Here is a 14,584-nt window from a genome sequence, read left to right on the forward strand (position 1 = left end):
GTCGGAATCGGTTGACCCGACTTCCTTGCGAAACGTTTCATCGCGTAGTACCGTTGCCGGCAAGCGCTTTCCCGACCATCGGAGGCGCGCACCTGCACACACGGACAATGGACGTTCGCGCGCACCGAGACGACGACGTTCGGCAGAGAGGACAACGATGTTCAGCAGAAAGCGGGCACTGGCCACGGTCGCCATCGCGACAGGCGCCGCGCTCACCCTGGCGGGCTGCGCCGGCGGAGAGACCCCGGCCGCGGATGCCACATTCGACCCGGATGAGAAGGTCACCCTGAACCTGGCGTTCTGGGGCAACGACGTTCGCGCACAGCTCTACAACGAGGCGATCGCCGCGTTCAACGAGGAGTACCCGAACATCACGGTCAACGCGACGTTCCTGACCTTCCCGGAGTTCTGGGAGAAGCGCCAGACGGAGGCCGCGGGCGGCGGGCTGCCGGATGTCATGCAGTTCGACTACTCGTACCTGCGCCAGTACTCCGAGAACAACCTCCTGCTCGACCTCGACCCCTACCTCGGCGAGATCATCGAGACCGATGCTCTGCCGCAGAACATCCTCGACATCGGTGTCGTCGGCGACACGACTTACGGCATCGCGACCTCGACGAACGCGTGGGGCATGTTCACCAACCCGAAGCTGCTCGAGCAGGCGGGCGTGGAGGACTTCGCCGGCGGCTCGTGGGACGACTACTCCGAGTGGATGGCGAGCGTCACGGACGCGTCGGGCGGCGCCTACTGGGGTGGCACCGACTACACCGGACGCATCCAGAACTTCGAGCTGCAGCTGCGAGCCGAGGGGTCGCAACTGTTCGACGAGGACGGCGAGCCCGGGTTCGACGAGGAGCGGCTGACGCAGTTCTGGGAGGACGGTGCCGAGCTCCGCGAGAGCGGAGCCGTCATCGGCCAGCAGCGCCTCGAAGAGGCCCTGCCGCTCTCGGGCTTCGACGCCGCGCTGACGGCGAGCGAGCTCACGTGGGACAACTTCGGCGGCGGCTACCTGGGCAACCTGGGCGAGGGCTACACCGAGCTCGGTCTCGTCGCGCCGCCCGTGACGAAGGAGGGCGCGAAGGACCTCTACCTCAAGCCCTCGATGCTCCACACGATCTCGGCGAAGACCGAGCACCCCGCGGCCGCGGCGACGCTCGTCGACTTCCTCGTGAACTCGCCCGAGTCGGGTGAGATCTTCGGCACCAACCGTGGCCTTCCCGCCTCGCAGACCGCCCTCGACGCGGCCGACCTCGACCCGCTGAGCCAGCAGGTGAAGGAGTACGAGGAGTCGATCGCCGACCGCCTCGGCGACGCCCCGCCGGTGCCGATCGTCGGCTACGGCACGATCGAGGAGGAGTTCCGCAAGCTCGGCACCGAGCTCGCCTTCGGCACCATCACCGTGGATGAGGCCGTCGATCGGTTCTTCTCGCAGATGGACATCACCCTCAACGGATGACCCGATCCCGTGGGCCGGCGCACGGCGCCGGCCCGCGGGCCCCACATCCTCCCCGCATCCTCAGGAGCATCGTGACCACTACCGCCACACGGGTGATCGTCACCAAGGACTCGTCGCGTCGCGGCCTGGTCCGGAAGCAGCGGCCCGAACATCTCGATCGCCCCGGCGCTCGCAAGCGCGCCGTCCGCGAGAACATCGCGGGCTACGGCTTCCTCCTGCCGTGGCTCGTCGGATTCTTCGGACTCACGCTCGTGCCGATGGCGTATTCGCTGTACCTGTCGTTCACGAGCTACAACATCTTCTCGCCGCCCAAGTGGGTCGGCATCGACAACTACATCCGACTCTTCACCAACGACCCGAGCTTCATGCAGTCGGCGCAGATCACCCTGATCTACGTGCTCGTGGGCACCCCGATCTCGCTCATCGCCGCACTTCTGATCGCGCTGCTGCTGAACTACCGCGACAAGGGCGCGGCCTTCTTCCGGTCGGCGTTCTACGCCCCGTCGCTCATCGGGGCGTCGGTCTCGGTCGCGATCGTGTGGCGCGCGATGTTCGCCACGGACGGTCCCGTCGACAACGGCCTGAACGTGTTCGGCATCGAGCTCGGCGGCTGGATCGGCAACCCCGGCCTCATCCTGCCGATGATGATCCTGCTCGCGGTCTGGCAGTTCGGTGCCACGATGGTCATCTTCCTCGCCGGCCTCAAGCAGATCCCGAAGGAGTTGTACGAGGCGGCCGAGATGGACGGAGCCAACGCCCTCCGCCGCTTCCGCGCGGTCACGGTGCCGATGCTCTCGCCCGTGATCTTCTTCAACCTGCTGCTCGGGCTCATCGGGGCGTTCCAGGTCTTCGGATCGGCCTACATCATCTCCAACGGCACCGGCGGCCCCGCCGGCATGACGAACTTCATCACGGTGTACCTCTACAAGACCGGATTCGCCGACGGCCGCATGGGTTACGCCGCCGCGATCGCCTGGGTCCTCCTCGTCGTCGTCGCCATCATCGCCCTCATCCTCTTCCGCACCCAGAAGTCGTGGGTGCACTACTCGGGAGACAACCGATGACCACGTCACCCACCTCACCGCTGACGAGCGAGGCCATCTTCGCCGAGCAGCAGACCACGCCGATGCCGCCCGCGCGCCGCAGAGTGAAGCGCAAGACCTGGCAGACGATCGTCTGGTTCGCCGTGCTCATCGTCATCACCGCGGTCGTGCTGTACCCGCTGGTCTGGCTGCTGCTGTCGACGTTCAAGCCCAACAGCGAGTTCGGGCAGAACATGGGCCTGCTGCCGAACGCGCCGACGATCGACAACTACGTCAAGGTCGCCGAGGGCATCGCGGGCGTGCCGATGTGGCGGTTCTTCGCCAACTCGCTGCTCATCGCGGGCGTCTCGGTGATCGGAACCGTGTTGTCGTCGGCTCTCGCGGCCTATGCCTTCGCCCGGCTGCAGTTCAAGGGACTCGGCATCCTGTTCGCCGCGATGATCGGCACGCTGCTGCTGCCGTTCCACGTCGTGATCATCCCGCAGTACATCATCTTCAACAATCTCGGGATGGTGGACACCTATTGGCCGCTGCTGCTCCCGAAGTTCCTCGCGACCGAGGCGTTCTTCGTCTTCCTCCTCGTGCAGTTCATCCGGCAGATGCCCCGCGATATGGACGAGGCCGCGAAGATCGACGGCGCGGGACACCTCCGCATCTTCTGGTCGATCATCCTGCCCCTGATCAAGCCGGCGCTCATCACGTGTGCGATCTTCAGCTTCATCTGGGCGTGGAACGACTTCCTCGGCCCGCTCCTCTATCTGACGAGCCCCGAGAACTACCCGCTGCCGATCGCGCTGCGGCTCTACAACGACCAGACCTCGTCGAGCGACTACGGCGCGACGGTGACGGCATCCTTCATCGCCCTGGTCCCGATCCTGCTGTTCTTCATCGTCTTCCAGAAGTTCCTGGTCGACGGCGTCGCCACGCAGGGCCTGAAGGGCTAGCGATGTCGACCGACGAGCGTCCCCGCACGCGGCGCGAGGAGCGCGCCGCGGTGCGGGCCGACCGCTCCGGCAGCGGACCGACCCTCGAGGGGCGTCCGCAGCTGCGGCATCCCGGGGCGGTCGGGGCGTTCGCGCTGCTCGGCGAAGTGCTGCTGATCGGACTCCTCATCGGCGGCGTCTCGCTCGCCGTCGTCACACTTCCGGTCGCGCTCGCGGCGGGGGTGCGGCATCTGCGCCGCTACGTCGCCGCCGACGACTCGCGGCTGTCGCTGTTCTGGGCGGATGTCCGCGCGGGTCTGTTGCCGGGTGCGGCCGTCGGTCTCGTGACGCTGGTCGTGACCCTCATCCTGCTGCTCGACATCGACCTGGCCCGATCGGGATTCCTCCCGGGCGGCGTCGTGATCGAAGCGGTCGGCTGGGCGGGGCTCGCCGCGCTCGTCGTCGCCCTCCTCACCGCGGCCGGCTCCTGGAGCCCCGAGCTCGGGTGGCGCGGAGCGGTCCGAGCGATCCCGGATGCCGCGCGCGGCGACGTCGTCGGAAGCCTCTACCTCCTCGCCACGGCGGCCTTCGTCGTGATCGTGACGTGGGCGCTGCCGCCCCTCTTCGTCGCCGGCATCGGCTGCGCCGCGCTCGCGGTCGTGGCGATCCCTGCCCGGCCCCGCCGCACCTGAGACCCGTCCCCCCGGGCCCGCTCCCGATGAAAGGACTCCCATGAAGGCACACCGCCTGCTCACCACCGTCGGCATCGTCGCCGCCGGTGCGCTGGCACTGACCGGATGCGGCGGCGCGCAGACGCCCCCCGCAGCCGCATTCGACCCCGACGAGAAGGTCACGCTGACCTACGCGTTCTGGGGCAACGACGACCGGGCGAAGCGCTATGACGAGCTGATCGCGGCATTCAACGAGGAATACCCGAACATCACCGTCAATGTCAGCTTCACCGACTTCCCGAGCTACTGGGAGAAGCGGCAGACGGAAGCGGCGGGCGGGGGACTGCCGGATGTCTTCCAGTTCTCCGACAGCTACCTGCGTCAGTACGGCGAGTCGGGCAATCTGCTCGATCTCGCCGAGGTCGCCGACCAGATCGACATGACCACCTTCGACGACGGTCTCCTCGGCACCGGCGCGCTGGGCGGCACGCAGTACTCGCTGCCGACCGGTTACAGCCTGTGGGCGAACTTCGTCAACGACGACCTCGTCGCGCAGGCCGGCGTCGCGGCGCCCGAAGGCGGCACCGACTTCGCCGAGTTCGACGAATGGATGGCCGAGGTCACCGAGAAGACGGGAGGCGCCGTCTACGGAGGCACGGACTACACCCAGCGCATCCAGGCCTTCGAGCTGGTTCTCCGGGCCGATGGCGGCAACCTCTACACCGACGACGGCGAGCTCGGGTTCACCAAGGACCAGCTGCGCGAGTTCTGGGAGAGCGGCGCCGGCCTGCGCGACGGTGCGGCCGTACCGCAGCAGCGGCTCGAAGAGCTGTCGCCCAAGTCGGGCTTCGGGGCCGCACTGACCGCCAGCGAGATGAGCTGGAGCAACTTCCTCGGCGGCTACCTCGCTGACTCGGGCGCCTCGTCGATCTCGATCGTCGCACCGCCGACGGCGAAGGAGGGTTCAAAGGACCTGTACCGCCAGGCCGGCCTGCAGGTCGCGATCTCGGCCAAGACCGAGCACCCGCAGGCGGCCGCCCTGTTCCTCGACTTCGTCGTGAACTCCGAGGCCGCCGGTCAGGTCTTCGGGACGACGCTCGGCTTCCCGGCGTCGAGCTCGAAGCTCGCCGGGGCGACGCTCGAGGGCGCCGACAAGCAGGTCGCCGACTACATCGAGTCGGCCTCGGACCGCATCGGCGATGCGCCGCCCGTGCCGGTGGCCGGATACGGATCGCTCGAGCAGACGTTCTGGGAGCTCGGCAAGTCGCTCGGGCTCGGAACCACGTCGGTGGACCAGGCTGTCGACCAGTTCTTCTCCGAAGCCGAGGTCGTGCTCGGCTGAGCGCCCGTCAGCGGGCGACGACGGTCGTCTCGAACGTGTACATGTCGGGTCGGTAGCAGTGGTGACCGAACTCGATCGCGCGGCCGGTGTTGTCGAAGGCGATGCGCTCCATCGTCAGCACCGGTCCGCCGCGCTCGGTCCCGAGGAGCGCGTGCTCGTCGCCCTCCGCGCGGCGGGCGCCGATCTTCTGCTTCGCGATCCGGATCGCGATGCCGCGGGCGCGGAGGAGCTGATAGAGCCCACGCTGCTCGAGCTCGTCGCGATCGAGGTCTGCGAGGTCGGCGGGAAGGTAGTTCTCGAGGATCGCGATCGGTGTGGTGCCCGTGAGCCGCTGCCGACGCAGGTAGAGGATGTCGGAGCCCTCCGTGACTCCGAGGGCGGTCGCGCTCGCCGGGTCGGCGGGTCGGACCTCGTGCTCGAGGACGCGGGTCGCCGGTCCCTGCTGGGCGTTGTCGAGATCCTCGTACAGACTCGTGAGCTCGACCTGGCGCGTCACCTGGCCCTGCACGACCTGCGTGCCGACACCGCGGCGGCGGACGAGGAGGCCCTTGTCGACCAGCTCCTGGATGGCCCGGCGGATCGTGGGGCGCGAGAGGCCGAGTCGCTCGGCGATGGCGATCTCGTTCTCGAGGCGCGCGCCGGGCGCGATGTTCCCGGCCCGGATCTCGTGCTCGAGCCGGGTCGAGACCTGGAAGTACAGCGGAACCGGGCCGGTCCGATCGAGCTCGGCGCCGATGCTCTCGGGCCAGACGGTGTCGGCGGTGGTCATCGTCGTGTCATCCCCTCGACGCGCCGAATGCGGAAGCGCGAATGTGCCGACAATATATCTTTTTCGCCCGGGACGGCAGTCACCCTTGTTGCACCCTCCGCTATTGAGCTATTGTTAGGACATGACCGCCGCAACGGAGAGAACGGTACCTCGTGCACGACAGCGTTGAGACCGAGCCGGGCGCCGACCTCATCGCGCTCGGCCGACTGGGAGTCGACCTCTATCCGCTGCAGCACGGCGTCGGGCTCGAGGACGTGTCGACCTTCGGCAAGTTCCTCGGCGGGTCCGCCGCGAACGTCACGGTGGCGGCGGCGCGGCACGGGCGAGCGAGCGGTCTCGTGTCGCGCGTGGGCGACGATCCGTTCGGTCGCTACCTGCTCGCCGAGCTCGGGCGCCTCGGTGTCGACCCGTCGGCCGTCGGAGTCGACCCCGTCCTGAAGACGCCGATCACGTTCTGCGAGATCTTCCCGCCCGACGACTTCCCGCTCTACTTCTACCGCGAGCCCTCGGCGCCCGACCTCAACATCGAGGCATCCGACCTGGACGCGGAATCCCTCCGCCGCGCTCGCATCCTCTGGCTCACCCTCACCGGCTTCAGCCGTGAACCGAGCCGCAGCGCCCACATTGCGGCGCTGGATGCGCGCGAGCGCCGGTCCCACACGGTCCTCGACCTGGATTTCCGGCCGATGTTCTGGAACGACCGCGCCGACGCGACCGCGTTCGCGCAGCACGCCATCGGCCACGTCGACGTCGTCGTCGGCAACCGCGAGGAGTGCGAGGTCGCGGTCGGCGAGACCGATCCCGACCGCGCCGCGGATGCTCTGCTCGCCCGCGGCGTCTCGCTCGCCATCGTCAAGCTCGGCCCGCGGGGCGTGCTCGCCCGCACCGCCGACGAGAGCGTCATCGTCCCTCCGCACCCGGTCGAGGTCGTCAACGGTCTCGGTGCGGGCGACGCGTTCGGCGGGGCACTCTGCCACGGCCTGCTCGAGGGATGGGAGCTGGAGCGGATGCTGCGCTTCGCGAACGCCGCCGGCGCCATCGTGGCGTCGCGTCTGGAATGCTCGACCGCCATGCCGACCACCGCCGAGGTCGAGGCCGTGCTCGCGGAGGCCGGTCGATGAGCCGCGTCGACGTGGGAGCCGTCCGCGAAGCGCGCGCAGCCCGGCCCGAGCGCATCGCCCACGCTTTCGCGGAACGTCGACGCCGGCCGCTCACGCGGGGCGACGGGCGGCTGTTCATCATCGCCGCGGACCACCCCGCCCGCGGGGCCCTCGGGGTGGGGGGCAACCCGCTCGCGATGGCCGACCGTGACGACCTCCTCGAGCGCCTGGCGATCGCGCTGTCGCGGCCGGGCGTCGACGGCGTGCTCGGAACCCCCGACATCATCGACGATCTCGCGCTGCTCGGTCTGCTCGACGACAAGATCGTCGTCGGCTCGATGAACCGCGGCGGGCTGCGGGGTGCGAGCTTCGAGATGGACGACCGCTTCACCGCCTACGACGTGCCGACGATGACGGCGAGCGGGATCGACTTCGCCAAGACGCTGATGCGCATCGACCTCGCCGACCCCGCCACGGCGGACACGCTCGAGGCGACGGCGCGTGCCGTGACGCAGGCCGCGGCCGCGAAGCTCCCCATCATGCTCGAGCCCTTCCTCAGCAGTCGCGTCGACGGGGCCGTGGTCAACGACCTCTCGACCGAGGCCGTCATCCATTCGGTCGCGATCGCGTCGGGGCTCGGCGCCAGCAGCGCCTACACCTGGATGAAGCTGCCGGTGGTCGAGGGGATGGAGCGGGTGATGGCCGCGACGACCCTTCCGACTCTTCTGCTCGGCGGCGACAACGGCACCTCGCCCGACGAGACCTACCGCTCGTGGGAGAACGCGCTCGCCCTGCCGGGCGTCCGCGGGCTCACCGTCGGCCGCACTCTCCTGTACCCGCATGACGACGATGTCGAGGCGGCGATCGACATCGCCGCGCGACTCGTCCACCCCTGACGCTCCGACTCCGAGAGGATCCCCCTCATGGCTGCTTCCGCGACCGCCGACCCGACCGGCGACGTGCCCGTCATCCCGCACTGGATCGACGGAGGCGAGTACGCACCCGACGGCACCCGCACCGCGCCGGTGTTCAACCCGGCCACCGGTCGGGTCAGCGCCGAGGTGGCGCTCGCCGACGAGCAGACGATCGAGCGGGCCATCGCGTCGGCCCGCCGCGGCTTCGAGGTCTGGTCACGGTACTCCGTGGCCCGTCGACAGAGCGTGCTGTTCGCGTTCCGCGAGCTGCTGAACGCCCGCAAGCCGGAGCTCGCGCGCATCATCACCGCCGAGCACGGCAAGGTGGTCTCGGATGCGATGGGCGAGATCCTGCGCGGACAGGAGGTCGTCGAGCTGGCGACCGGGTTCCCGCACCTGATCAAGGGGGCGTTCAGCGAGAACGCGTCGACGGGCATCGACGTCTACTCGATCAAGCAGCCCCTCGGCGTCGTCGGCATCGTCTCGCCCTTCAACTTCCCGGCGATGGTCCCGATGTGGTTCTTCCCCGTCGCGCTGGCGGCCGGCAACGCGGTCGTGCTCAAGCCGAGCGAGAAGGATCCGTCCGCGGCGCTGTGGCTCGCGCGACTCTGGCAGGAGGCCGGGCTTCCCGACGGCGCGTTCACGGTGCTGCAGGGCGACAAGCTCGCCGTCGACGGCCTCCTCGAGAGCCCCGACGTGTCGTCGATCTCGTTCGTCGGCTCGACGCCGATCGCGCAGTACATCTACGAGACGGCATCTCGTCACGGCAAGCGGGTGCAGGCGCTCGGCGGCGCGAAGAACCACATGCTGGTGCTGCCCGACGCCGACCTCGACCTCGTCGCCGATCAGGCTGTGAACGCCGGGTACGGCGCGGCGGGGGAGCGGTGCATGGCGATCAGCGTCGTGCTCGCCGTCGAACCGGTCGCGGATGCGCTCATCGAGAAGATCCGCGACCGCATCGCGGCGCTGCGGGTCGGCGACGGCTCGGCCGAGACCGAGCCCGACATGGGGCCGCTCATCTCTCGCGCGCATCGCGACAAGGTCGCGGAGTACGTCGACATCGCCGAAGCGGACGGTGCCCGCATCGTCGTCGACGGTCGTCGCTTCTCGGTGGCCGGGCACGAGGACGGATTCTTCTTCGGGCCGACGCTGATCGACGGCATCCCGACCTCCTCACGCGCCTACCAGGAGGAGATCTTCGGTCCCGTGCTCGCGGTCGTCCGCGTCGCGACCTTCGACGAGGGCGTCGCGCTCATCAACTCCGGCCGGTTCGGCAACGGAACCGCGATCTTCACGAACGACGGCGGTGCCGCACGCCGGTTTCAGAACGAGGTCGAGGTCGGCATGATCGGCATCAACGTACCGATCCCGGTGCCCGTGGCGTATCACTCCTTCGGCGGCTGGAAGCAGTCGCTCTTCGGCGACGCGAAGGCGTACGGCGTGCACGGCTTCGAGTTCTTCACGCGCGAGAAGGCGGTGACGAGCCGGTGGCTCGACCCGGCGACGCGCGGTGCCTCGGAGCATGGCGGGATCAACCTCGGCTTCCCGCAGAACTCCTGATGAACGCCACCTGGTTCCACCGACGCGGCGCGCTCGCGCAGGGCGGCTGGGAGAGCGTCGTCGACGACCGTCTGCCCGGATGGGCGCACACCGGGCTGCACGTCGCCGCGCTCGCCGACGGCGACGAGGTCGTGCTCCAGGAGACCGGGGCAGAACGGATCGTCGTACCCCTGCAGGGGAGTTTCGTCGTCTACCACGGCGAGGGCGCCGAGTCGCAGACGACGGTCCTCCGCGGCCGCGCATCGGTGTTCGCCGGACCGACGGACGTCCTGTACGTCTCCGCGGGGTCGACGCTTCGGGTCACCGGTGCCGGCCGGGTCGCCGTCGCCTCCTCGCCCACCGACGAGCGGCACCCGAGCCGGCACATCACCGCCGAGGAGGTCGCGGTCGAGCTGCGGGGAGCGGGCGCCGCGAGCCGTCAGGTGCACAACTTCGGCACCCCGGGCTCGCTCGATGCGGCCCGTCTCATCGTCTGCGAGGTCGTCACTCCCGCGGGCAACTGGTCGTCGTATCCCGCGCACAAGCACGACGAGCACGTCCCCGGACACGAGAGCCGCCTCGAGGAGATCTACTACTTCGAGAGCGCGCCCATCGCCGGCGCCGGGCCGACCGTCGACCCCGACGCGGCGTTCGGGCATTTCTCCACGACGTCTTCGCCCGCCGGGGAGATCTCGATCGACGAGCAGGTGCGCTCGGGCGACATCGCCCTCGTGCCCTACGGTTATCACGGTCCGGCCGTGGCAGCCCCCGGCTACGACCTCTATTACCTGAACGTGATGGCGGGACCCGACCCCGAGCGCGCGTGGCTCATCAGCGACGACCCCGCCCACGCCTGGGTGCGCGAGACCTGGCGCACCGAGCAGATCGATCCGCGCCTGCCCTACGGCGACGCCGACGAGGAGAAATGATGACCCGCACGAGACGGATGACGGTCAGCCAGGCGCTGGTGGAGTTCCTCGCGCACCAGTGGACCGTCGACGGCGACATCCGCGAGCGCACGATCCCGGGCGTGCTCGGCATCTTCGGCCACGGCAACGTGGCCGGGATCGGGCAGGCCCTCGCGCAGCTGAACGCGACCGCTCCCGACCTGATGCCGTACCACCAGGCGCGGAACGAGCAGGCGATGGTCCATCAGGCGGTCGGCTACGCCCGGATGCGGCGGCGGCGCGCCACCTTCGCCGCAGCGGCATCCGTCGGCCCGGGGGCGACCAACATGCTGACGGGAGCCGCACTCGCCACGACCAACCGGCTGCCGGCGCTCCTGCTTCCGAGCGACACCTTCGCGACGCGCGTCGCCGACCCGGTGCTCCAGCAGCTCGAGCAGCCCGGCGACATCGGCCTCACCGTCAACGACGCCTTCCGGCCGCTCTCGCGCTTCTTCGATCGGGTCCAGCGCCCCGAGCAGCTCTTCTCGATCGCGCTGGCCGCGATGCGCGTGCTGACGGACCCGGTCGAGACCGGCGCCGTGACGATCGCTCTCCCCGAAGACGTGCAGGCCGAGGCGATCGATGTACCGCTGGAGTTCCTGGCCGACCGCGAGTGGCACGTGCGTCGCCCGGTGCCCGAGGCGGGCCCGCTCGCACGGGCTCTGGAGGCGATCGCGACCGCGGAGCGCCCGCTGATCGTGGCCGGCGGCGGCGTGATCTACTCCGGCGCCGAAGAGGTGCTCGCCCAGTTCGCGGCCCGCACCGGCATCCCCGTCGCCACGACGCAGGCCGGCGGCGGATCGATGCCCTGGGACCACCCCCAGTATGTCGGGGCGGTGGGCTCGACCGGCACGGCCGCGGCGAACGCCCTGGCCGCCGAGGCGGATGTCGTCATCGGGATCGGCACGCGCTACAGCGACTTCACGACGGCCTCGCGCACGGCCTTCCAGCACCCGTCGGTGCGCTTCGTCAACGTCAACGTCGCCTCGTTCGACGCGCACAAGCACGGTACCGACCTGCCCGTCATCGCCGACGCCCGCGAGACGCTCGCCGCGGCCCTGCGAGACCTGCCCGGTCATCGGGTGCCGGCGGAGTACGCGGCACGCATCGCCGAGCACAAGACGCGGTGGGATGCCGCGGTGGATGCGGCCTTCGTCGCCTCCCACCTCGACCGGCCGGGTCAGCCCGAGCTGATCGGCGCGGTCCACGCCGCGACCGACCCGGCCGACGTCATGGTGCAGGCCGCCGGATCCCTGCCCGGCGACCTCCACAAGCTCTGGCGCGTCCGCGATCCGCTCGGCTACCACGTGGAGTACGCCTTCTCGACGATGGGGTACGAGATCGCCGGCGCTCTCGGCGTGAAGCGGGCGCTCCTCGCCGCGGGCGACGACCGCGACGTCATCACCATGGTGGGTGACGGGTCGTACCTGATGCTGCACTCCGAGCTCGCGACCGCCGTCGCCGAACGCATCAAGATCATCGTCGTGATCGTCCAGAACCACGGCTACGCATCGATCGGGCATCTCTCCGAGACGGTCGGTTCCGCGCGCTTCGGCACGCGCTACCGCATGCTCGACGACGAGGCGCGCAATTTCGAGGGCGGGCAGACCCTGCCCGTCGACCTCGCCGCCAACGCCCGCAGCTACGGCGTCGACGTCATCGAGATCGCGCCGGGTCCGGATGCGGCGGCGCACCTGACGGCCGCCGTGAAGCGAGCGAAAACCGCGGACACCGCCACCGTCATCCACGTCGAGTCCGACCCCCTCATCTACGCCCCCGACGGCACGGGCTGGTGGGACGTGCCGGTGGCCGAGGTCGCCGAGCTCGGCTCCACGGCGCGCGCGCGGGAGGACTACGAGCGGCAGCGGGGGGCGCAGCGCCCGCTGCTCGGACGGGAGGAAGCATGAAAGCGACAGTCGCCGGAGCCCCGGTGAGCTTCGGGGTGTTCGAACTGACGCCCGACGGTGCCGAGACGGTCAGCGCCGACGAGATGCTCGGGGCCCTCGTCGAGACGGGGTACGACGGCGTCGACCTCGGACCGGCCGGATTCCTCGGTGAGGGCGAGGCGCTCGCCGCACGACTCCGCCGGTTCGGCCTGGGCCTCGCCGGCGGTTGGGTGCAGCTGCCGTTCTCGGACGACGCGGCATTCGCCGCAGCCCTTCCCGAGCTCGAGTCGGCCCTGCGCAGCTTCGTCGCCGCGGCTGACGCCGTGGGCGGCCGGCCGCCGCTGCCGACGCTCGCCGACGACGGCTCGGCCGCCCGCCGCGCGGCGCCCGGGCGCGGCGCCGAGGTCGACCGGCTCGACGACGCCGGCTGGGACCGCCTCGCGCGCAACGCCGAGCGCGCCGTCGCGCTCGTCCGGGCCGCGGGGCTCGAGCCGACCTTCCACCACCACGCCGGCACGTTCGTCGAGTCGCCGGACGAGATCGACCGTTTCCTCGGGCGGGTCGACATCGACCTGACCCTCGACACGGGGCACCTCGCCCTCGGCGGCGGCGACCCTGTTGATGCGGTACGCCGCTGGGGCGACCGCATCAACCACCTGCACCTGAAGGACGTCGACCTCGGCCGGCTGCGCTCGGTCGTCGCAGCGGGCGGGGGGATGCGCGAGGTCTGGTCATCGGGCGTCTTCGTCGCTTTCGGACAGGGCGATCTCGATGTCGCCCCGGTCATGGCGGCGATGGCCGAGCGCGACTTCGACGGCTGGATCGTCGTGGAGCAGGACGTCCTGAACGGCCCCGAGACCGCGATCGACGCCTTCCTGCGCGAGCGCACCGCCGACCAGCAGACCAACCGCGACGCCCTGCGCGCCTGGCTGTGACCCACGACAGACGGAGAGAACCGTGACCCCTTCCCCCATCCGCTTCGGACTCATCGGCACCGGCCGCATCGGCCAGGTCCACGCCGTCAACATCGCCGCGTCGCCCGACACCACGCTGTCGTGGGTCGCCGACCCGTTCATCGCCGGTGCCACGGGCGTCACCGACCGCTTCGGCGGCCGCGCGACGGAGTCCGCCGACGAGCTGCTCGCCTCGGGTGAGGTGGACGCGGTGATCATCGCGTCTCCCACTCCCACGCACGTCGACCTCATCGCGGCGGCCCTGGACCGCGGCATCCCCGTGCTGTGCGAGAAGCCGATCGATCTCGACCTGGCCCGTGTCGACGCCCTCCGGCCGCGCGTCGCCGCGAGCGGGGTGCCGGTGGCCCTCGGGTTCAACCGCCGCTTCGATCCGGCGTTCGCGGAGGTGCACGCGCGGGTCGGCGCCGGCGAGGTGGGCGAACTCGAGCAGCTCACGATCATCAGCCGTGACCCCGCCGCGCCGCCCGCGTCGTACATCGCGGTCTCGGGCGGCATCTTCCGCGACATGACGATCCACGACTTCGACATGGCGCGCTTCTTCGTGTCGGACATCGTCGAGGTCTCGGCGACGGCGACGACGACGTTCGACGACGGCGCCCGTGAGCACGGCGATGTCGACACCGCGGTGACGGTGCTGCGCGCGGCATCCGGCGCGATCGTCACGATCATCAACTCGCGCCACAGCGCGAGCGGCTACGACCAGCGCCTGGAGGCCTTCGGCGCGCGCGGTTCGCTGCAGGTGGCGAACGCCGGCACGAGTCTCGTCAGCGCGTCGACGGCGACGAGCGTCGAGGCGCGTCCGCCGTACCAGGACTTCTTCCTCGAGCGTTACGCCGCGTCGTACGCCGCCGAGCTCGCGGAGTTCGTCAAGTCCGTTCGCGGCGAGGCGTCGACGAGCCCCACGTTCGAGGACGGTCGCGCCGCCCTCGTGCTCGCCGACGCCGCGCAGCGTTCGCTCGTCGAGCGCGCGGCCGTCGCCGTCTCGTTCGACTGACGCGCGACCGCCCGCCCGGATCGGGT

13 protein-coding genes are annotated in these 14,584 nt (G+C 70.1%); 12 read left to right on the plus strand and 1 reads right to left on the minus strand.

Features of this window, described 5'->3' with window-relative positions:
- Positions 1-157: 157 nt before the first annotated feature.
- The 5 genes from DO944_RS08085 to DO944_RS08105 all read left to right on the plus strand — a co-directional run bounded on the left by DO944_RS08085 (position 158) and on the right by DO944_RS08105 (position 5,435).
- A complete protein-coding gene (locus DO944_RS08085) occupies positions 158-1,456 on the plus strand; it encodes an ABC transporter substrate-binding protein (protein ID WP_112616383.1) in 1,299 nt (432 codons plus the stop codon).
- Positions 1,457-1,527: 71 nt separating this feature from the next.
- Positions 1,528-2,520 carry a carbohydrate ABC transporter permease gene (locus DO944_RS08090; RefSeq protein WP_112616385.1) on the plus strand — a complete coding sequence of 331 codons (993 nt, stop codon included), beginning with the start codon at positions 1,528-1,530 and terminating at the stop codon, positions 2,518-2,520.
- The gene (locus tag DO944_RS08095) at positions 2,517-3,443 is read left to right on the plus strand and encodes a carbohydrate ABC transporter permease (RefSeq protein WP_112616387.1); all 927 of its coding nucleotides are present in this window, start codon (positions 2,517-2,519) and stop codon (positions 3,441-3,443) included. Before DO944_RS08090 ends, DO944_RS08095 begins: the two co-directional genes overlap by 4 nt.
- A gap of 2 nt (positions 3,444-3,445) precedes the next feature.
- On the plus strand, positions 3,446-4,114 hold the full coding sequence (locus DO944_RS08100; RefSeq protein ID WP_112616389.1) for a hypothetical protein: 669 nt from the start codon (positions 3,446-3,448) through the stop codon (positions 4,112-4,114).
- 40 nt (positions 4,115-4,154) lie between these two features.
- Positions 4,155-5,435, plus strand: coding sequence for an ABC transporter substrate-binding protein (locus DO944_RS08105; protein ID WP_112616391.1), 1,281 nt, complete (start codon positions 4,155-4,157; stop codon positions 5,433-5,435).
- Between the two features lie 7 nt (positions 5,436-5,442).
- On the opposite strand, the gene DO944_RS08110 is transcribed toward DO944_RS08105, so the two are convergent.
- On the minus strand, positions 5,443-6,204 hold the full coding sequence (locus tag DO944_RS08110; RefSeq protein ID WP_112616395.1) for a GntR family transcriptional regulator: 762 nt from the start codon (positions 6,202-6,204) through the stop codon (positions 5,443-5,445).
- Between the two features lie 152 nt (positions 6,205-6,356).
- Between DO944_RS08110 and iolC the strand changes: the two genes are divergently transcribed.
- The 7 genes from iolC to iolG are packed head-to-tail and all read left to right on the plus strand — an operon-like array spanning position 6,357 to position 14,558.
- Positions 6,357-7,325 carry a 5-dehydro-2-deoxygluconokinase gene (iolC, locus tag DO944_RS08115; RefSeq protein WP_112616398.1) on the plus strand — a complete coding sequence of 323 codons (969 nt, stop codon included), beginning with the start codon at positions 6,357-6,359 and terminating at the stop codon, positions 7,323-7,325.
- Positions 7,322-8,200 carry a class I fructose-bisphosphate aldolase gene (locus tag DO944_RS08120; RefSeq protein ID WP_112616402.1) on the plus strand — a complete coding sequence of 293 codons (879 nt, stop codon included), beginning with the start codon at positions 7,322-7,324 and terminating at the stop codon, positions 8,198-8,200. The genes iolC and DO944_RS08120 overlap by 4 nt, the downstream gene beginning before the upstream one ends.
- A 27-nt stretch (positions 8,201-8,227) precedes the next feature.
- Positions 8,228-9,778, plus strand: coding sequence for a CoA-acylating methylmalonate-semialdehyde dehydrogenase (locus DO944_RS08125; protein ID WP_112616404.1), 1,551 nt, complete (start codon positions 8,228-8,230; stop codon positions 9,776-9,778).
- Positions 9,778-10,686, plus strand: a complete 909-nt coding sequence (gene iolB, locus DO944_RS08130; RefSeq protein ID WP_112616406.1) for a 5-deoxy-glucuronate isomerase — start codon at positions 9,778-9,780, stop codon at positions 10,684-10,686. Before DO944_RS08125 ends, iolB begins: the two co-directional genes overlap by 1 nt.
- Positions 10,683-12,611 carry a 3D-(3,5/4)-trihydroxycyclohexane-1,2-dione acylhydrolase (decyclizing) gene (gene iolD, locus DO944_RS08135; RefSeq protein ID WP_396652014.1) on the plus strand — a complete coding sequence of 643 codons (1,929 nt, stop codon included), beginning with the start codon at positions 10,683-10,685 and terminating at the stop codon, positions 12,609-12,611. The genes iolB and iolD overlap by 4 nt, the downstream gene beginning before the upstream one ends.
- On the plus strand, positions 12,608-13,525 hold the full coding sequence (locus DO944_RS08140; protein ID WP_112616410.1) for a sugar phosphate isomerase/epimerase: 918 nt from the start codon (positions 12,608-12,610) through the stop codon (positions 13,523-13,525). The genes iolD and DO944_RS08140 overlap by 4 nt, the downstream gene beginning before the upstream one ends.
- A gap of 22 nt (positions 13,526-13,547) precedes the next feature.
- Positions 13,548-14,558, plus strand: coding sequence for an inositol 2-dehydrogenase (gene iolG, locus DO944_RS08145; RefSeq protein WP_112616412.1), 1,011 nt, complete (start codon positions 13,548-13,550; stop codon positions 14,556-14,558).
- Positions 14,559-14,584 lie beyond the last annotated feature (26 nt).

It is taken from the genome of Microbacterium sp. SMR1, assembly GCF_003289625.1.
In the GTDB taxonomy this organism is placed as follows: domain Bacteria; phylum Actinomycetota; class Actinomycetes; order Actinomycetales; family Microbacteriaceae; genus Microbacterium; species Microbacterium plantarum.

Excerpts from the sequence above, each read along its gene's own strand:
- iolB (WP_112616406.1), top strand. The coding sequence starts at position 9,778 with ATGAACGCCACCTGGTTCCACCGACGCGGCGCGCTCGCGCAGGGCGGC.
- DO944_RS08095 (WP_112616387.1), top strand. The coding sequence starts at position 2,517 with ATGACCACGTCACCCACCTCACCGCTGACGAGCGAGGCCATCTTCGCC.
- DO944_RS08085 (WP_112616383.1), top strand. The coding sequence starts at position 158 with ATGTTCAGCAGAAAGCGGGCACTGGCCACGGTCGCCATCGCGACAGGC.
- DO944_RS08110 (WP_112616395.1), bottom strand. The coding sequence starts at position 6,204 with ATGACCACCGCCGACACCGTCTGGCCCGAGAGCATCGGCGCCGAGCTC.
- DO944_RS08100 (WP_112616389.1), top strand. The coding sequence starts at position 3,446 with ATGTCGACCGACGAGCGTCCCCGCACGCGGCGCGAGGAGCGCGCCGCG.
- DO944_RS08105 (WP_112616391.1), top strand. The coding sequence starts at position 4,155 with ATGAAGGCACACCGCCTGCTCACCACCGTCGGCATCGTCGCCGCCGGT.
- DO944_RS08140 (WP_112616410.1), top strand. The coding sequence starts at position 12,608 with ATGAAAGCGACAGTCGCCGGAGCCCCGGTGAGCTTCGGGGTGTTCGAA.
- DO944_RS08120 (WP_112616402.1), top strand. The coding sequence starts at position 7,322 with ATGAGCCGCGTCGACGTGGGAGCCGTCCGCGAAGCGCGCGCAGCCCGG.
- iolD (WP_396652014.1), top strand. The coding sequence starts at position 10,683 with ATGATGACCCGCACGAGACGGATGACGGTCAGCCAGGCGCTGGTGGAG.
- DO944_RS08125 (WP_112616404.1), top strand. The coding sequence starts at position 8,228 with ATGGCTGCTTCCGCGACCGCCGACCCGACCGGCGACGTGCCCGTCATC.